Annotated in this window: 17 protein-coding genes, 1 tRNA gene and 1 pseudogene; 5 read left to right on the top strand and 14 right to left on the bottom strand. The window is 64.4% G+C overall.

Annotated features, from left to right (window positions below):
• Window positions 1–290 precede the first annotated feature (290 nt).
• Both AB0J47_RS31865 and AB0J47_RS31870 read right to left on the bottom strand, forming a co-directional pair.
• Window positions 291–1,124 carry a hypothetical protein gene (locus AB0J47_RS31865; protein ID WP_364354492.1) on the bottom strand — a complete coding sequence of 278 codons (834 nt, stop codon included), beginning with the start codon at window positions 1,122–1,124 and terminating at the stop codon, window positions 291–293.
• A gap of 58 nt (window positions 1,125–1,182) precedes the next feature.
• Window positions 1,183–2,115, bottom strand: a pseudogene (locus tag AB0J47_RS31870) (reverse transcriptase/maturase family protein); the annotation flags it as partial.
• 539 nt (window positions 2,116–2,654) lie between these two features.
• On the opposite strand from AB0J47_RS31870, the gene AB0J47_RS31875 reads away from it, so the two are divergent.
• Window positions 2,655–3,062 carry a CAP domain-containing protein gene (locus tag AB0J47_RS31875; protein WP_364354495.1) on the top strand — a complete coding sequence of 136 codons (408 nt, stop codon included), beginning with the start codon at window positions 2,655–2,657 and terminating at the stop codon, window positions 3,060–3,062.
• Between the two features lie 338 nt (window positions 3,063–3,400).
• Window positions 3,401–3,604, top strand: a complete 204-nt coding sequence (locus AB0J47_RS31880) for a cold-shock protein (protein WP_194815528.1) — start codon at window positions 3,401–3,403, stop codon at window positions 3,602–3,604.
• A gap of 599 nt (window positions 3,605–4,203) precedes the next feature.
• On the opposite strand, the gene AB0J47_RS31885 is transcribed toward AB0J47_RS31880, so the two are convergent.
• From AB0J47_RS31885 to AB0J47_RS31895, 3 genes are all read right to left on the bottom strand, one after another.
• Window positions 4,204–5,148 carry a YihY/virulence factor BrkB family protein gene (locus AB0J47_RS31885; protein WP_364354499.1) on the bottom strand — a complete coding sequence of 315 codons (945 nt, stop codon included), beginning with the start codon at window positions 5,146–5,148 and terminating at the stop codon, window positions 4,204–4,206.
• A gap of 296 nt (window positions 5,149–5,444) precedes the next feature.
• The gene (locus AB0J47_RS31890; protein WP_364354502.1) at window positions 5,445–5,813 is read right to left on the bottom strand and encodes a hypothetical protein; all 369 of its coding nucleotides are present in this window, start codon (window positions 5,811–5,813) and stop codon (window positions 5,445–5,447) included.
• Between the two features lie 469 nt (window positions 5,814–6,282).
• Complete coding sequence (locus tag AB0J47_RS31895) at window positions 6,283–6,879, bottom strand: hypothetical protein (RefSeq protein ID WP_364354505.1); 597 nt, start codon at window positions 6,877–6,879, stop codon at window positions 6,283–6,285.
• Window positions 6,880–7,253: 374 nt separating this feature from the next.
• Between AB0J47_RS31895 and AB0J47_RS31900 the strand changes: the two genes are divergently transcribed.
• Window positions 7,254–8,525, top strand: a complete 1,272-nt coding sequence (locus tag AB0J47_RS31900) for a hypothetical protein (protein ID WP_364354508.1) — start codon at window positions 7,254–7,256, stop codon at window positions 8,523–8,525.
• Between the two features lie 78 nt (window positions 8,526–8,603).
• On the opposite strand, the gene AB0J47_RS31905 is transcribed toward AB0J47_RS31900, so the two are convergent.
• The 3 genes from AB0J47_RS31905 to AB0J47_RS31915 form a co-directional block, all read right to left on the bottom strand.
• Window positions 8,604–8,677, bottom strand: a tRNA-Pro gene (locus tag AB0J47_RS31905).
• 93 nt (window positions 8,678–8,770) lie between these two features.
• Window positions 8,771–9,388 (bottom strand): acyl-ACP thioesterase domain-containing protein, encoded by a 618-nt coding sequence (locus AB0J47_RS31910; RefSeq protein WP_364354589.1) that lies wholly within the window; start codon window positions 9,386–9,388, stop codon window positions 8,771–8,773.
• 3 nt (window positions 9,389–9,391) lie between these two features.
• Window positions 9,392–9,523, bottom strand: a complete 132-nt coding sequence (locus AB0J47_RS31915) for a hypothetical protein (RefSeq protein WP_364354511.1) — start codon at window positions 9,521–9,523, stop codon at window positions 9,392–9,394.
• A 123-nt stretch (window positions 9,524–9,646) separates the two neighbouring features.
• On the opposite strand from AB0J47_RS31915, the gene AB0J47_RS31920 reads away from it, so the two are divergent.
• Window positions 9,647–10,177, top strand: a complete 531-nt coding sequence (locus AB0J47_RS31920) for a hypothetical protein (RefSeq protein WP_364354514.1) — start codon at window positions 9,647–9,649, stop codon at window positions 10,175–10,177.
• On the opposite strand, the gene AB0J47_RS31925 is transcribed toward AB0J47_RS31920, so the two are convergent.
• The 3 genes from AB0J47_RS31925 to AB0J47_RS31935 all read right to left on the bottom strand — a co-directional run bounded on the left by AB0J47_RS31925 (window position 10,174) and on the right by AB0J47_RS31935 (window position 12,515).
• Window positions 10,174–11,175, bottom strand: coding sequence for an LLM class flavin-dependent oxidoreductase (locus AB0J47_RS31925; RefSeq protein WP_364354517.1), 1,002 nt, complete (start codon window positions 11,173–11,175; stop codon window positions 10,174–10,176). The genes AB0J47_RS31920 and AB0J47_RS31925 overlap by 4 nt on opposite strands.
• Before the next feature lie 17 nt (window positions 11,176–11,192).
• Entirely contained in the window at window positions 11,193–11,486 is a 294-nt protein-coding gene (locus AB0J47_RS31930; RefSeq protein WP_364354520.1) for a metalloregulator ArsR/SmtB family transcription factor, read from the bottom strand.
• Between the two features lie 78 nt (window positions 11,487–11,564).
• Complete coding sequence (locus AB0J47_RS31935; RefSeq protein WP_364354523.1) at window positions 11,565–12,515, bottom strand: Lrp/AsnC family transcriptional regulator; 951 nt, start codon at window positions 12,513–12,515, stop codon at window positions 11,565–11,567.
• 84 nt (window positions 12,516–12,599) lie between these two features.
• On the opposite strand from AB0J47_RS31935, the gene AB0J47_RS31940 reads away from it, so the two are divergent.
• Complete coding sequence (locus AB0J47_RS31940) at window positions 12,600–13,424, top strand: NAD(P)H-binding protein (RefSeq protein WP_364354526.1); 825 nt, start codon at window positions 12,600–12,602, stop codon at window positions 13,422–13,424.
• Window positions 13,425–13,476: 52 nt separating this feature from the next.
• Here AB0J47_RS31940 and der read toward each other — a convergent pair whose 3' ends face one another.
• From der to AB0J47_RS31955, 3 genes are all read right to left on the bottom strand, one after another.
• A complete protein-coding gene (der, locus tag AB0J47_RS31945) occupies window positions 13,477–14,892 on the bottom strand; it encodes a ribosome biogenesis GTPase Der (RefSeq protein WP_364354529.1) in 1,416 nt (471 codons plus the stop codon).
• A gap of 64 nt (window positions 14,893–14,956) precedes the next feature.
• Entirely contained in the window at window positions 14,957–15,667 is a 711-nt protein-coding gene (gene cmk / locus AB0J47_RS31950; RefSeq protein ID WP_364354532.1) for a (d)CMP kinase, read from the bottom strand.
• Between the two features lie 32 nt (window positions 15,668–15,699).
• Window positions 15,700–16,902, bottom strand: a 1,203-nt coding sequence (locus tag AB0J47_RS31955) for a pseudouridine synthase (protein WP_364354535.1), incomplete at its 5' end; no start/stop codon positions are given.

Consider the following 16,902-nt stretch of genomic DNA (forward strand, 5'->3'; position numbering starts at 1 on the left):
ATGCAGCACCGCAGCAGGGCTTCGCGCAGGATGTCCGGGAGCCGGGAGGTACGCGAAATGCGGAGAGCCGTAACGGGATCGGACATCCAGCGCAGCTTCGGCTGCGATGGTTGCCGGAGAGCCGGATGCCGGGAAACTGGCACGTCCGGTTCGGGAACGCGGCATGAGGAAACGGACCCGATGAAATACCGGCACCGCGCCTCATGCCGACGTTCATCAGTTCCGGCAGGCGGGCGGCTGCCCGGAAGATTCCTGCCCGTCAATTTCCGTCGAGCGGTGCGAGGGAACGATCAGAGGTGGCCCAAACCCAAGCCCAGTAGGTTGACCCAGTCTGAGTACCTGCAGGTCGTGGAGTATTCGATCTGGTTCAACTCCAGCCCGTAGGCGCGCAAGGTGGTGGTGATGAGATCGGCCAGGTACTGCACATCCTCGTGGCTCGGTGCTTCACGAACCGCGAACCAGGCGTCGCTGTTCCCCGTCTGCCACCCGAGGGAGCCAAGGATCTCCCGGTCCATGTAGTGCGGTTGAGACGCGACGGCATGGATCCTCCCGGGTTCGATGAAGACTTGAATACTCCTCGCGTCACCATGTACCGGGGTCATGAGGAACGACAGATCCATATCGAGGATCGTGAGGTCGGACTCGAGAGTGCGGAGCGTATCGGTTGCCCACTCCTGGAAGGTATCCCAGTCCGGAGCCAGCTTGCCTCCGGGAGAATATCCGTTCCACATGCCACCGTTGTCGAATTCGGCGACCCAAACACCGACCTCGGCGGCGACGTAGTCGCGATCGCCCCACTCGCAGGCGCGGTGCTCGGCCCTCTCGGTTTCTTCCTTGGGCACCAACGACATCCGAACACTCCAGCTGTGGTGTTCGAGCTGAAGCAAGACATCCGATATCTGCCACCGGTACCACGGACCGGAGCCGCCGAACAAGTGCTCGGGCCCCAGCTCATCGAAGGCGATGCCACGGGCAGTCCGGAACACCTCCACGAGTTGGTCGGCTTCCAGCCGATCCGCAAGCTCGACGGAGCGACTTACCCCTTCACTTCCGGACCGACGCGCCAGATCACTGAATTCCGCTACAAGACTTCTGATTTCCCCATCGCCGAGACGCACGGTCACACTCTATCCACCACACTTTCCGCCGAGCGATGCGAACACACTCGGCGCAGTGCGACGACTACACGTGCGAGCGCCGCGTTGACGCCCCTGCACTACAGCGCGAAACCCTCTGTCGGTTCCGGAATGGGGTTCTCCTGGACAGCGAGAACAAGTTTGATAGTTCAGTCAAATAAGAAAGCGAACCCTGTTGAGCCACTGAGCAACACAGCGCCAGATCGCTGAGTAGGCCCGGGGCGCGGTGGCGGGATTGCTCCTGCTCCGTTTCCCCGAACCTCTCGCCGAACCCGCCGTGCGCCTCTCGACGCAACGGGCTCTCCACGGTTTCTGCCGTCAGTCCGCGCCAGCAATAACGGCTGACCGTCACGCTGTTCAGGTCGAACAACACGGTCCCGTCCGCCGCCGTGATGGGCAGCCACCGCCCAGTGCGGGTGGTGTAGCGGCGGCGGATATCGGTCCAGTTCCAGCGGTGCCGGGTCTGCAACATTACGATCATCGCCGCAGCGTCGTACTCGGTCCCGTGGACCAGCACGACAAAGTCGTCGGCGTAGCGGACGATCCGCCACGTCGGCAACCCTTTCCGGCGACGGTAGGCCCGCTTGGCCTCGCTGGCCATCGTCCCGCCCCGCTTCCACGGCGCCATCACCTGCTCATCGAGCACGCTCAGCGCGACGTTGGCCAACAGCGGCGAGACTATGCCGCCCTGCGGGGTGCCGGTCATCGTGTCCTGATGCTCGCCGAGCTCGGTGAAGATCCCGGCTTTCAGGAACGCCTTGACCAGCATCAGGACGCGTTTGTCCCTGACCCGCAATCGAACTCGGTCCATCAGGGCCGTGTGGTCGATCCGGTCGAAGCACGCCTCGATATCCGCATCCAGCACCCGGCGGTAACCACGGGTGCCGTAGTAGTGGATCTCGGCGATCGCGTCCTGGGCCCGCCGGTTGGGCCGGAACCCGTAGGAGACCGGCTCGAAGTCGGCCTCGAAAATCGGTTCGGTCTCCTCAGTGGTTGATCGCACTCGACGTCTGGCCTAGCGATTGTCGCTCACCACCCGACGGCCGATGGGTGAAACTCAAACTTGCCGTTAGCGGTTGGCACCCTGGTGAGCATCGAAACGCGCTCTGACGACTCGGGGTCTGCCCACCTTGAGCGCGTACCCGCTGGATGCGCGCTTCTCGGCATGAGCGGATGTTCGGTCGGGTAGCTCGCCGCGACGGTCGAACGCGCGCCGCGCAGCAGCTCAGATGGACGCGGGCAGGTGCTCGGCTCCGACCCAAGGTCAACCCGCCCTACCTGCGGCATTCGTGTCTGTGAATCGTCAATCCTCGGATACGCCGGCACCAAATCAACGGTGCTACTCGCGGACTCGCGCCGGGATCGGAGGCGGTCCGTTCCAAAGATCTCGACACCGCTGAATTGGAGATGTGTATGCGCGAACTCCTGAAATTCCTCACCCTTCGCCGACTCGAGCGACCGAGCCTTCGCAGACGGGGGACTCCGGTGCGGAACTCCTGCGCCGCGATCGTTGTCGCCGTGGCTGCCGTGATCGGCGGATCGATCGCGAATGCCGTTCCGGCGCAGGCGGCGGGCCCGACCCCCGCCTTCAAAAACGAAGTTCTGACCGCACACAACAAGGTGCGGGCCCAGTACGGTGCGCCGCCACTGACCTGGAGCGATGCCCTGTACCCGGGCACCCTCCAGTGGGCCAGCACATGCAAGTTCCAGCACTCCAATTCCGGTGGGAAGTACGGGGAGAACCTCTACTTCTACAACGGCCAGGACACCGCTGGCGCCATCAAGAAAGCGCTCGCGTCCTGGATGGCGGAATCCTCCAAGGACAACTACAACAACCCGGTCTTTTCCGGCGCGACCGGGCACTTCACCCAGGTGGTGTGGAAGTCCACCAAACAGGTCACCGCAGCTGCGGTCAACTGTCGATAAGGCACCATCTCTGGTACCTCGGCCACCGTATATGTAGTGGCCCGATACAGCACGGCGGGGAATTTCCAGGGGCAGTTCGAGCAGAACGTCGGTCGCCCGGTATAGCTGCGGGCCGAGACGAACCGGCACAAGGGATTGCGGATCCGGCCGTCGGGCGTGGTGCCCGGCGGATAGAGCTCGGTCGCTGGGCCCTCGGGTAGTCGAGGGCAGGCGGGCCTGGCCCATCGGCTGTGAGCCCGGGCGCGCGATCGTGCGGGTTGTGGCATAGTTGTCGGTTGAGACTGGGTGGATCGAAGTGGTCTGCACGGCTCACCTACAGAAAAGAAGTAGTAAACAACATGGCTCAAGGCAGTGTGAAGTGGTTCAACGGTGAAAAAGGCTTCGGCTTTATCGCTCAAGACGGAGGCGGCCCTGACGTCTTCGTGCATTACTCGGCTATCGGCGGGGCGGGTTTCAAGTCCCTCGACGAGGGCCAGCGCGTGGAGTTCGAGGTAGGCCAGGGCCAGAAGGGTCCGCAGGCGCAGGACGTCCGCGCTATCTGATCAGCGTGACTTGGTAGAGGCTCCGTACCATTGAGGTGCGGAGCCTTTTCTCGTTCGTGTGGCGGCGGCCGACTCCGGGATTGGTTCGGAAGTGACAGTTGGGCTACTCCGCTAGAGCGGAAGCCCGCATGAGAGCGGCGCACAACGCCCGATGTTCCGCTGATGTCGCGAACTGAGGAGAGCATTGTGGAGTCTGCCGAGCAAGGTAAACCGTCCTTACGTCCTGAGCGCGACGAAGCACCGCGCACACCGTCGCCTCCGACCAGCCCCCGCTGCCGCCGCCGACCAGGGTTTCCCGCACCAGAGCGGGCAGCATCTGGGTGAGCCTGGCCGCTGGCGGCGCATTCCTGATCGTGCTCTTGATTTTCGTAGTTCAGAACACGACCAGCGTTCGTCCGGCTCGGCTTCCTTGGGTGGCATTTCACTGCCGATCGGGGTCGCGATCCTGGTCGCCGCCGTGTCGGGCTACTGGTCATGGCCGTGGCAGGAGGAATCCGAATCATCCAGCTCCGCCAAGCATTCAACAAGCTGGTCCGGTCCCGGAAAAGCGGCGCACGCCTGCAAAAATGGAACGCGAACACGCCGTGAACGACTGCTCGTCACGCGGCGGCGTCTCCTGGTTCGGGTTCGTCGCGCGCCGGTAGGAACGGCGTCGCATCCGGTGACCGTCCTTGCTCGATGCCGCGCCCACGCGCTAGTTCGGCATCGAACGCCGCTCCCATCAGCACAGCGAGATTCGTGATCCACACCCACACCAGGAAGACCACCGCAGCGGCCAATGAGCCATAAACCTTGTTGAAGGAGCCGAAATTCGCGACATAGACCGCGAATCCGGCTGAGGCAATGGCCCAGAGAATTACCGCGAGCACACTTCCCGGTGTCAGCCAACGAAACCCAGGGTGTCGAACATTCGGTGCGGCCCAATAGAGCAGCGCACACACCAAACTCACCAGCACAGCCAACACAGGCCACTTGAGCACATCCCACACGCGGACACCCGCCGAGCCGATACCGAGCCACCCGCCGACCTCGCGAGCCACCGCTCCGGTAGCGACCACCCCCACCGTGCATGCCGCGACAACGACCAGCATCACCACGGTCATTCCCAGCCGCAATAGCGACGTCTTCCACATCGCACGACCCTCATCGATCTCATAGATCGAGTTCGCAGCGCGAATGAAAGCGCCGAGGTAGGCGGAGGCCGTCCACACCGCGACAGCCAACCCCGCCACCGCCAAGGGCCCCGACAGCGAACGCGCACTCTGCAGATTCTTGATCGCATCGACCAAAAGTGCTGTACCACTACCGGGTCCGACCTGCTCAACGGTGTCGATCAGCGAATCCGTCGAGCTGGAGCCCAGCATGCCGAGAACCGCAATGAGCAGCATCAGCCCCGGAAAAAGCGACAGCACACTGTAATAGGTCAGCGCCGCAGCCCAATCCGTGAGCTTGTCCGACCAGACCGCACCGATCGTGCGCCACAGCGCACCACGCCAAGACCTCCATCGAAGATCCATCGGGCCCGACACCCGCTCAACAGCCATCCACCCACCTCCCGGCCAGCACCGGATACCCAGACACCCTCACCGAAAACACACGGCCGCTTGCTGATACACCCGCTGCACTTCGATCCATCCCCGGTGGCGCAGACGTGTACGGGCTCGGCCGCGAACCTTCGAGCCGATCGATCACCACGTTTCTACACAGCTCGCTACCGCGCAGGAGTGTCTGCGACGATCGCGTCTTGACCAATACCATTGTCCGGCAAGGAATTATCGACGCCTGCGACATCGAGGAGTGTGGTGGCGGTGGCGACGGCGAGGCCGTCGAGGGCATGGGGTTAGACAACCGATCGAGCACTGGCTCCATCGAAAATGAGGGTCAGCTGCCGGGCGAGCAGGCCGGGGTCGGGTGCACCACCGCGTTCGGCCTCGTGTTGGAAGAACGAGGTCAGACCGTCCTTCTGTCGGCGAGCGACCCGGCTGGCGGGATGCTGGGGCGATTTGAGTTGAACCGCCGCCGCGACATAGGGGCAGCCCCGAAAGTCTTGGACCGGTTCCAGGTATTCCAACCGTTCGAAAACATGCAGGATCCGCTCACGCGGCGACCCGACGCCCTCGGCAGGCAGCAGGGCGCCCTGAGTAGTCCGGGGCGATACGTTCCAATCTCGCGGCCACCAGCTCGTCGACAACCGCGAAATCTGCTTCAACAGCCAATTCGCCGCCGAGGACGCGCTCGTCGTCTGCGTTCCGATGTTCGCCGCGCCCTGCCGGGGGCACGAACCTGCGACAACCGGACCAGAACCGTCACGCCACCTGCTATTTGCCGATGACCAGCAATTTTCGGTGTTGCAGGAGGTTGGCGTACTGGTCAATACCCCCTCCGGACACCGGTGCTAACCCCACAGGGGCTGTGCCCCGTCAAGATGGGCTCAGCTGCGCCGCTACCCGCAGGTGTCGCGCACTGCCGGAAAGCTCGCGGCGGCTGTGAAAGTGCTCCTCGACATGGCCGAGGTTGATGCGCAGATTCACTATCTGCGGTAGATCGTAGGCGCCGGATTCCGCGTGGATGCTCCTCGCCTCCTGGTTGCTCTACCCGCTGATGGAAGCCGGCCCAGGGCCCTGAGAGGTGGTAGTGCAGCAGGTGTGGTCAGCGGCGGAACTCGCCGTGGCGGCCGCTCAGCTCGACAGGCTGTTCGGGAAGTCCTCGACCTTATTCTGCCAGGATTGGAACAACTCGGGCAGGCTGGGATAGAGGCCCGAGAACCGGCTGCCCTTCAACCCGTCGAACACAGCGGCGACCTCGCTCCAGATGCCCATAGCGAAGCCCACGAAATCGCGCAACAGGTTCAGGCTGACGCCCTGCAACTCCGGATGCGCTATAGCGATCTGTAACAACGCCGATTTCAGCTGGTCGGTCGCGCTGTCGAACTGGACCTCGTCGTCCGCCAGTTGTTTGTCCAGCAGGTCGGCGAAGTCGTCTGGGCTCATCTGGTCGTTCGCGCGTTGCTGGGCGGCCGGGAAGACGCCGTCGAGAGCGGTCTCGAGCTGGGCCTGCATGGGCTTGGTGCCGGATGCGACGAGGGCATCCAGAAGCAGGCCGGGAATCTGGTCCAGCTGGGTGCTGGGCAGCTGAGCAGGCAACTGGTAGGGCTGTTGTGCGTCGTGGCCGGCCGCGATGGATTCCATCCGCGCTCGCTCGTGAGCATGAACGGCGGCGAGGATAGCCTGGAACTCCTCCGGCGAGAGCAGACCGGACGTGGTGGGTTTTGCCATCGTTTTCCCCTTCCTAGGGGCGTATGTGAGACCTACCCTGACTCCGCGTATCCCCCGAACTCGACTCCCCCTGAACCGATCATCCCCTCACCGCAGGCAAATATCTAGCAAATGGCGGTTGGGAGTTCCGACCGGGCTGAACATTGCCGTTAACAGCTATTAATTAGCAAACTTTTGGGTCTTGAAACCGGGCCGCTGACCTTCGAGACTCGTCACCGCTGGGCATCGCTACCCACCTCGGCCGAATCCACCCGTCCGACGAAGCCATCTCACACACTCCACCGAGCACCTGCCAGGGCCGCCTAGGTCCACGACTCGACAACGCGCAACACCCCAAGAATCCACATACCGAGTACCGAAGGAGGAAAGCAGAATTGGGCGGCAGAATCCCCAAGCCCGTAGGAACCTTCGGCACACCGACGAAGCCGAAGAAGCAGAAGAACGGACGCTGGCGCACCACGGTGTACTTCTACGGCGCCGCTGGTCGGGTGCAGCTCGAACGCGTCGGGGAAAGTGCCGACGAAGCGCGCAATCGCCTGGCCGAGGCGATGCGAGATCATCGGGAACAGATCGGCTACGGACGGATCACCCGAACGACCAAGCTGATCGATCTGGCCGCGGAACTACTGCTCGAGTTGAGCAACGACGACGCCTATACCGAGGGCAACATCGAGGATTATCGACGCGAGGTCTATGTGTCCAGGGATCGTCGCGCCAACCGGGCGACGATCAAGATCGAGAACTCGGTCGGGAACCTGCAGGTATGGCAGGCCACTTCCGGGGAGATCGATCGGCACCTCAAACGGCTGGTCGCGCTCGGGCTGCGTCGGAAGGCCAAGCAGCACAAGATCATTCTGCGGGCAATGATGCAGATCGCAGTCCGTCACGGCGCACTGGAGACAAACCCTGTGGATGGGGTCGGCGCTTTCGTACGCCGTCGGAACCCGGCCCGAGGCAAGGTACAAGACCACACCGCGCTGCCGCAGTTCCGAGCCCAGGTACGGGCGTGGGCACGCGGTGAGGCCATCCCCGGCACACCTGCCTATACACGCGGACCGGCGCGGGATTGGACGGTGGTCTGGGTGGTGGATGTGATCACCGGAACCGGGATGCGCCCGCACGAGGTATTCGCGCTACTGCTCGATGACATAGACCTCGATGCCAGCGACCCCTACCTCGATGTCACTGGCACCTTAGTGGAGGTCAAGGGTGCCGGCGCGGGCGGCTGGGTGCGAAAACCCGCACCGAAGTCCGACAACGGGTGGCGGCGGATCCTGTTGCCCGAGCACACCGTCGAAGCCGTGCGCGAGGCGATCAAGGACCTCGAGGTCACCGATTGCCCCAACCCTGACCGGCTGTTGTTTCCCGCGCGCAACGGGTCGGTACGCAATCCCAACAACTTCGGCCGCATTTGGCGCGCCGCACGCGGCAGCGAATTCGCCTGGGTGACCCCTCGCACCTTCCGCAAAGGCGTGGCCACCGCGGTCGATCACGCTTCCGGAGATCCCGAACGCGCGGCCCGCCAGTTGGGCAACACCCGTGAGGTCGCCAAGACCCACTACATCGACGTGCCCGAGACCGTGCCCGACAACAGGGCCGTGCTCGAGGCCTGGGCACGTGGGCGAGCCGAAAGTATGAGATTTTGACTGGCTCGGTTCGAATCCCACGGCGTGTCGCGGAACGAGAAAACCCCTTCCGATGCTGGTCGGAAGGGGTTTCGTGTGTCGGGCTGACAGGATTTGAACCTGCGACCACCTGACCCCCAGTCAGGTGCGCTACCAAGCTGCGCCACAGCCCGTTGCGCCTGGTGTTCGGGCGCTCGGAAAGATTACCTCAGGGGACGGTCAGACGCCGAATCGCCTGGTTATCGGTGTGGCGGGTGGGGCGGGAGTCAGCGGGGGGTGACGCGGGCGGCGGCTCGTGGGTCGTCGGCTACGGCGAACCAGGCGTCTAGTGTGCTGCCGGTGCGGCGGCCGACTACGCGGACCTGCTCGCCTGCTGTCAACGGTTTGCTGTATTCGATGACGGTGCGGTGGGGGCCGGAGGTGAGGTCGGTGTGGGTGGCGAGGAGTTCTTCCAGGGCGCTGAGGTAGATGGCGTTGTTGACGTGATCGAGCCAGTCGAAATCGGCGACGCGCAGGGGGAAGGGCACTTCTTCGATGTCGGGCCCGGTGGGTAGCGGGTCGGTGAGTGCGGCATTCCAGCGCAGGCGGTGTTCGGTGGTGCTGGCCAACATGGGCGCCATGAAGCGGTCGCTCATGCGGGCGGGGACACCGGATTCGGTGCCGAAATGAATGAGGAATCCTTCGGTTTCGACCAGACCGCCCTTGCTGCCGCAGATTTGCACGCGCATATTGCACCAGCGGTTGGATAGGGCCGAACACCAGCGGCGCAGGGTGACGTGCTCACCGAACTCGATTGGCTCGAGGACGTCGATGACGGTGCGGCGGACGACCCAGCCGCGGTGGATGTCGCCGTCTTGGACGGCGTCGAGGTGTTCGAAGCCGATGTCCTACAGGTAGCGGGCGATGGCGTCGAGGCGCAGACGCTGGTCCCGGTCGGTATCGGCCAGGCGGACCGGCCAGCCGGTTTCGAACGGGGTTCCAACGGTAGGGCGTTCCGGCAGCACGCTGGGAATGACCATGCACGGATAATGCCAGGTACCGCCGCTTCGGCCGCACCCCGACCCGCTTGGCGTGTCAACGGTGTCGAAGTGCTCCCGCCAGTGGTGATAGGTATTCGCAGTCGGTTAAATAACGTTGAAGCTATGAGTCCCCCGGCCACGCCGTGGTCGAACCAGCCCAAGGGCCTCCCGAGCAAGGAGTCCAGCGGCGGCGCGGAGCTGGCCATCGACCCGGTGATACTCACTGCCATCACAATCCCGTCGAAGCGAGGGCAGCACTATCCCGATCTCGGCATGCTCATCGGCACCAGCTTCGCGGTCCTGCTTTCCTTGGTGGTGTATTTCTTCATCGCGTCCATGGGTTCGGCACCCGATTCGGCACCGACCGCCGGGTCGGCGGCCACCAATGCCACCGCAGTCCCGGCGAACGCGGTCCAGGTCAATCGCGGGCTGACCATCGGCAAGGTCACTGCCAACGATGGCAAAACGCTTGCGGTGGAAGGGATTCTGGGTGCCACGACGAACGTTCATGTCAACGCAGCTACCCAGGTGCTGGTCGTCACCGGCCGCAGCGTGTCGGATGTGACGGTCGGTGCCGCGGTCGTCGTCTACGGCAATAAGGAAGCCGACGGCACCATCACCGCGAACCTGATCGTCGGCGGCTCGGTGAGTTAGGGCGCTACCGGCTCGGCGATGAGGCCGCCGGTGAGTTCGACGGACCGGAGCCGGTCATCGATTTCGGTGGCGTGGTGAGCGACGATGAGTTCGTCCGCATCAATTGAGCCCGCGAACTCCGCCAGGTACGAACGGACTTCGGCAGGTGTGCCGACAGCGGTGTACCTGGTCATCGCGCTGAGCTGGCTGCCGTTCGGTGAGGCGAGGAACGCATCGATCTCCTCATCTGTGAAGTCCGCGCCCGCCGCTCCCCGTCGAATCATGGCTCGCGCGCGGGCACGATAGGAAATCGTCTTCTGCGCCACCGCCGCATCGTGGTCCTCGGCCGCGAACACGTTGACACCGGCCATCACATACGGCTCGGCCAACTGCTCCGAGGGCCGGAAACTGTCGCGGTAGACGGCGACCGCCTGGTGCAGCGCGTCCGGCGCGAAATGGGATGCGAAGGCATACGGCAGGCCGAGCTGAGCGGCGAGCTGCGCACCGAATAGCGACGACCCCAGAATGTAAAGCGGCACAATGCCTTCCGCGCGCGGCACGGCCTGCACACCGGGGACCCGCGAGTTGCCCGACAGGTAGCCCTGCAACTCCAGCACATCCTGCGGAAAGGAGTCCGCCGAGGAAGGGTTGCGGCGCAGCGCAAACATGGTCTTCTGGTCACTGCCCGGCGCGCGGCCGAGTCCGAGATCGATCCGCCCCGGGAACAGCGTCTCCAGGGTGCCGAACTGCTCCGCGATCACCAGCGGCGAGTGGTTGGGCAGCATGATGCCGCCCGCGCCGAGTCGAATCGTCTCGGTGTGCGCGGCGACGTAACCGATGAGCACGCTGGTGGCGCTGGAGGCGATCGAGCGCATGTTGTGGTGTTCGGCATACCAGACGCGTCGATAGCCGTTGCGCTCGGCGGCCCTGGCCAGTGCGACGCTGTTTTCGAAGCTGTCGCGTGCGCTGCGGCCGGGTGCGACCGACGCCAAATCGAGGATCGACAGTGCGGTGGGCATAAAACTTCCTTCGTAGCTCAGAGAACGCGGTGGAGTTCTTCGGTGAAGGCCAGGATGCGGGCTTCGTCGCGGCGGTAGTAGGTCCACTGGCCGCGGCGAGTGGCGCTGAGGAATCCGGCGCGCTGCAGGATCGCGAGGTGCGCCGATATGGTCGAGGCCGAGGTCCCCGCCTTCTGCTGGATGAGACCGACGCACACCCCTAGCTCGGCGGTGTCCTCGCCCCGCTGCGGGAAGTTCGCGTCCGGTTCCTTGAGCCACGCGAGGATGCGCAAGCGGGTCTCATTCGCCAACGCTTTGCACTCGTCGAGCACATCCACCTCCCTTCGGTATTTCGCTAATTAACGAACTTACGCCGGATGCGGCGGCTCAGCATCGTGACGCAGCACACGTCAGAGAAGCAGCGAACCCGCGCGTTTGAGGGTGCGAATGATCGGAGCGGTTTCGAGCGTGGCGATGCCGGGGACTTCGGCGATGCGTTCGGTCAAGTAGCGACCGAGATCTCGAGGATCACGGCAGTTAACGGCCGCGACCAGATTGGTAGCGCCGGTGGTGACGGCGGCGAAGGAGACTTCGCGGTGACGGGCCAGCGCCTCGCCGACGCTGACGGTGGCGGCAGGTTGTGCGGCGATCCAGAGCCGCGCCTCGGTCCGGAATCCCAGTGCAGCGGAGGGGATATCGAGCTGGAACTGCAGTATTCCGTTGCGGCGCAATGCTGCCATGCGGCGGCGGACTTTGGCTTCGGCCCACTGGGTGGCAGTGGCGAGGTCCGAGTAGGAGGTGCGGCCGTCGTGGTTGAGGGCGCGCAGCAGGGACTTATCACCTTCGTCGAGGTGGAGGGGTCCGTCCTCGGGGTCGATGGGGGCGGACCTGAGATGGTCGACCTGGTCGGGTGTCAGCGCGGCCAAACCCCGCCAACCGTCGGGCAGCACGAATCCGCGCAGCAGCAAGTGCGCGGACATTGCGACGATTCGACTCGTGCGTGGAAGTTTGTGCAGCAGTAAGGCTTCCTGCTCTTCGCTACTGCGGGTCTGCACCGTGCAGGAAACCTCGGTGCCAGCGGAGAGCAGGTATACGAAGGATGTATCGTCCCGTGCCGCAAGGGCTTTCGCGACGGAACCGGCGGCTTCGGGGGTGCAGCGCAACCGAATCGTCCATTGGAGGTAACCGAGCCGCTGACCGTTCACCAGTCCGATCACCCTGAGCCCATGCGTATTCCGCAGCTGACGATACCGACGTGCCACGGTGTTCTCGGAAACGTCGAGAACTTCGGCGATGGTTCGGAAGGATGCCCTGCCGTCGAGCTGCAGCGCGTGAATGAGCCCTCTTTCGACGGTATCCATCACCGAACCCTCCAAGTTCGACAGTTTTCAGCAATATCAGGCCTGATTCTGGTTGAAGCCGCTCCCCGCCACCAGGATCGAGGCATGAGAATCCTCGTCCTCGCCGCCACCGGAAACGTCGGCAGCCAGCTCGTCCCGCACCTGCGCGCTGCAGGCCACACCGTGCGCGCGGGCACCCGCAACCCAGCGTCTGCCGATTTCCCGCCCGACGTGCAGGTCGTACACACCGAACTATCCGAACCCGAAACCCTCGTCGACTGTCTCGATGACATCGACGCTGTCTTCCTGCTGTGGCCGCTGCACACCGGCGCACAACTGCCCAACGCACTCGATCTCATCACCGAGCACGCCCGCCGCATCGTATTCCTCGGTACCGGGGGCATCTCGGACCTCAGCTTCGAAGATCAGGAAAAGCTGGTGCACGGCTGTGGAATCGAATCTGTGGTCCTGCGTCCGAGCACCTTCGCCGTCAATACGCTCTGGTGGGCCGACGAGATCCGAACCGGCGATATCGTGCACGGCATTCACGGCGAGTTGCCGATGTGCCTGATCCACGAGACCGATATCGCGGCCGTCGCGGCCCGAGTACTCACCGAAAATGCCCATGCCGGAGTCACATACACGCTGACCGGACCCGAGTTACTCACCCAGGCCGAGCAGGTACGTGTCATCGGCGAAGTACTCGGGCGCCCCCTGCGCTGGGCCGAACTCACAAGCGCACAGGCCAGACAGCGCCTACTCGACGACGCCACCTTCCCCGACTCCTTCGTCGATGTCCTGCTCGACGGCTACACCAAGATGCTGGCCGCTCCCCGCCCCGAAATCACCACCACCGTCGCCGATATCACCGGTCGCCCGGCACGTTCCCTGGCCGAGTGGGTAACCGACCACCTCGCCGACTTCTACTGATGGCGTATCCGGAACGGACGCCGTTGCTGGACAACGACGTCCGTTCCGAGGACTACTTCCTGCGTTCCCGCTTCTCGCGTACGCGAACCGAAATGCGAACCGGTGAACCGTCGAAGCCGAACTCCTCACGCAGGCGACGCTCCAGGAACCGGCGGTAACCCGCCTCCAAGAACCCGGTCGTGAAGAGCACGAAGGTCGGCGGCCGGGTGGTGGCCTGCGTGGCGAACAGCACGCGCGGCAACCGACCACCGCGCATCGGCGGCGGCGTCGCCGCGATGACTTCCTTGAGCCAGTTGTTCAGCCGACCGGTAGGGATGCGCTTATCCCACGATTCGAGCGCGGTTTCCATTGCGGGCACGAGCTTTTGGACGGCACGTCCGGTATGCGCGGAAATATTGACGCGCTGAGCCCACGGCACCCGGACCATATCCCGGTCGACTTCCTTGTCGAGCTGCAGACGTCGGTCCTCGTCGACCAGATCCCATTTGTTGAAGGCCAACACGAGCGCGCGACCGGAGTCGGCGACCATGCTGATCACCCGCAGATCCTGTTCGGTGATCGGTTCGGAGGCATCGATCAGCATGATCGCGACCTCGGAGGCCTCCAGCGCCGCCTTGGTCCGCAGCGATGCGTAGAACTCCATACCGCTGGCATGGGAGACCTTGCGACGCAGACCAGCCGTATCGACGAATTTCCAGATCTTGCCGCCCAATTCGACCAGCGAATCGACCGGGTCGACGGTTGTGCCCGCGACATCGTGCACGACCGAACGCTCATCACCGGAAAGCTTGTTGAGCAGGCTGGACTTGCCGACGTTGGGCTTGCCGACCAGCGAGACCCGGCGCGGGCCGGTGCCGCCGGTGCCCTCACGTGGGGTCTCCGGGAGGACTTCCAGGACATCGTCGAGCAGGTCACCGGTGCCGCGACCATGCGCGGCGCTGACCATGCGCGGCTCACCGAGACCGAGCGACCACAGCGCGGCGGCTTCGGCCTCGACGCGTTCGTCGTCGACCTTATTGGCGACCAGGATCACCGGAATCTTGGAGCGACGCAGCTTCTTCACCGCGGCCTCGTCGGTGGCCGTCGCGCCGACCACGGCATCGACCACGAGCAGGATCGCATCGGCGGTCTCCATCGCCAGTTCGGCCTGGCGGGCGACCGACTGCTGCAGGCCCTTGGCGTCGGGCTCCCAACCACCGGTGTCCTGCACCAGGAAACGGCGCCCCGCCCAGTTCGCCTCATAGGAAATGCGGTCGCGGGTCACGCCGGGAATATCCTCGACGACGGCTTCACGGCGACCGAGGATCCGGTTCACCAGCGTCGATTTGCCGACATTCGGGCGGCCGACGACCGCGACCGTCGGCATCGCGAGGTGTTCGTCCTCGCCGAACTCACCATCGAGGTCGGCTATCTCCCAATCGGATTCGTCACTCCAGACGCCGTCGCCCGCGAGAACGTCTTCACTCATGACTGCGCCTCGCCGGCGCTCGGCTCCGTCACGAGTGACACTGCCGTGTCTTTGGTTCGCTCGCTCACAATGTCCTACCTGTCCGGCCGATCGAAACCTGTCGCACCACAACGCGATACAGCTCGTCGATGACCTCATCCATATTCAGTTCGCTGGTGTCGACCTGCACCGCGTCGTCGGCCGGACGCAGTGGGGACACCGTGCGAGTGGAGTCGAGGGTGTCGCGACGCTGCACGTCGGCGAGTACGCCCTCGTAGTCATCGCCGCGACCTTCGGCGATGTTCTGCTGGTTGCGCCGCTGCGCGCGGGCCTCAGCCGAGGCGGTGAGGTAGATCTTGGCGTCGGCATCCGGCAGCACGACGGTGCCGATATCGCGCCCCTCGACCACGATTCGCTGTGCGGCGGAAGCGATTTCACGCTGCAGGGCAACGAGCAGCTCGCGCACCTCGGCAACGGCCGACACCGCGGACACCGCCTTGGTGACGGCATTGCCGCGAATCTCGGAGGAGACGTCCTCACCATCGAGCAGGATCAGCTCGCGGCTGGGATCGGTGCCGATGGTCAGCGGCAGTTCCTTCACCGCGGCACCGATCGCCGCCGAATCGGTCAACTCGACACCGGCGCGCAGCACCCGCAGCGTCGCGACGCGGTACATCGCACCGGTGTCCAGGTAACTGGCGTCGAGCCGGGTTGCCAGTCGCCGCGACACACTGGACTTGCCGGTACCCGAAGGCCCGTCCATGGCAACGACCAGCGGCGTGGTGCCTTCAACCATCGCAGGGACCTCCACGGGAATCTCTACACCGTTCACAACGACACCGCCTCGTAAAGTTTGCCGACTTCATCGCGGCCGATCACGCGCAGCGTGCCGGGCCGTTGATCGCCCAAGGCGACCGGACCGATATTGGTGCGCACCAACCGGGTCACCGGATGGCCGACCGCATCGAGCAGTCGGCGCACGATGTGCTTGCGTCCTTCATGCAACACGATCTTGACCAGCGAACGTCCCTCGCCCAGCTCGAGCACCTGGAACTTGTCGACCTTGGCCGGACCGTCGTCGAGTTCGACACCATCGCGCAGGCGCTTGCCGATCGACTTGTGCACCTCACCGTTCACCGTCGCCAGATAGGTCTTGGGCACCTGGAACGACGGGTGCATGAGCCGGTGCGCGAGGTCACCGTCATTGGTGAGCAGCAACAGCCCCTCGGTGTCTGCGTCCAGCCTGCCGACGTGGAACAGGCGCTGACCGGCCGCGATGCGTTCGGCGACGATATCGCCGACGCACGGGCGGCCCAGATCGTCGGACATGGTGGACTGCCAGCCCTTGGGCTTGTTCAGCGCGATATGGACCAGTTCCTCACGCACCATCACGCGGGTGCCGTCGACGCGGACCACGGCATGCTGCGGATCGATCCGCAGGCCCTGTTCGGTGACGATCGCGCCGTCGACCTCGACCCGGCCCTGGGCGATCATCTCCTCGGCGGCGCGGCGCGAGGCGACACCGGCCTTGGCGAGAACCTTCTGCAGCCGCTCGCCTTCGCCCCACGGCAACTTCTCGTGGCCGCCCTCGGCGGGTTGGTCGACGTGCTGTTTCTTGGCCGGCTTGGCGTTGCTCAGCAGCGGCGCGGAGACGACCTTCTTCTGCGGCTTCGGATTCTTGGGCTTCTTCCCGACAGGCGCGGACAGCGCGGCCGACGTTGTGCGGCGCGACGGATTACCTTGCTGCGCAGGGCTTCCCGGTGCATAGCCGCGCGAACCGGAGGCACGCGGGCCCGAACCGCCTTGCGCGGCACCACGATTGGCCTCGCCGCGCGAACCACGATGATCGGAGCCGCCCTGCGACGAACCGCGATAACCCGAGCCACCCTGCGACGAACCCCGATAACCGCTCTCGCCCTGCGACGAACCGCGATAACCCGAGCCACCCTGCGACGAACCCCGATAACCGCTCTCGCCCTGCGACGAACCGCGATAACCCGAGCCACCCTGCGACGAACCCCGATAACCGCT

Origin of the sequence: Nocardia sp. NPDC049737 (assembly GCF_040674755.1) — a bacterium.
Classification (GTDB): Bacteria; Actinomycetota; Actinomycetes; order Mycobacteriales; family Mycobacteriaceae; genus Nocardia.

Bases quoted from the DNA above. Each gene is read 5' to 3' on its own strand.
- AB0J47_RS31880 (WP_194815528.1), top strand. From the start codon at position 3,401: ATGGCTCAAGGCAGTGTGAAGTGGTTCAACGGTGAAAAAGGCTTCGGC.
- AB0J47_RS31885 (WP_364354499.1), bottom strand. From the start codon at position 5,148: ATGGCTGTTGAGCGGGTGTCGGGCCCGATGGATCTTCGATGGAGGTCT.
- AB0J47_RS31895 (WP_364354505.1), bottom strand. From the start codon at position 6,879: ATGGCAAAACCCACCACGTCCGGTCTGCTCTCGCCGGAGGAGTTCCAG.
- AB0J47_RS31915 (WP_364354511.1), bottom strand. From the start codon at position 9,523: ATGGTCATTCCCAGCGTGCTGCCGGAACGCCCTACCGTTGGAACCCCG.
- AB0J47_RS31920 (WP_364354514.1), top strand. From the start codon at position 9,647: ATGAGTCCCCCGGCCACGCCGTGGTCGAACCAGCCCAAGGGCCTCCCG.
- AB0J47_RS31925 (WP_364354517.1), bottom strand. From the start codon at position 11,175: ATGCCCACCGCACTGTCGATCCTCGATTTGGCGTCGGTCGCACCCGGC.
- AB0J47_RS31935 (WP_364354523.1), bottom strand. From the start codon at position 12,515: ATGGATACCGTCGAAAGAGGGCTCATTCACGCGCTGCAGCTCGACGGC.
- AB0J47_RS31940 (WP_364354526.1), top strand. From the start codon at position 12,600: ATGAGAATCCTCGTCCTCGCCGCCACCGGAAACGTCGGCAGCCAGCTC.
- der (WP_364354529.1), bottom strand. From the start codon at position 14,892: ATGAGTGAAGACGTTCTCGCGGGCGACGGCGTCTGGAGTGACGAATCC.
- cmk (WP_364354532.1), bottom strand. From the start codon at position 15,667: ATGGTTGAAGGCACCACGCCGCTGGTCGTTGCCATGGACGGGCCTTCG.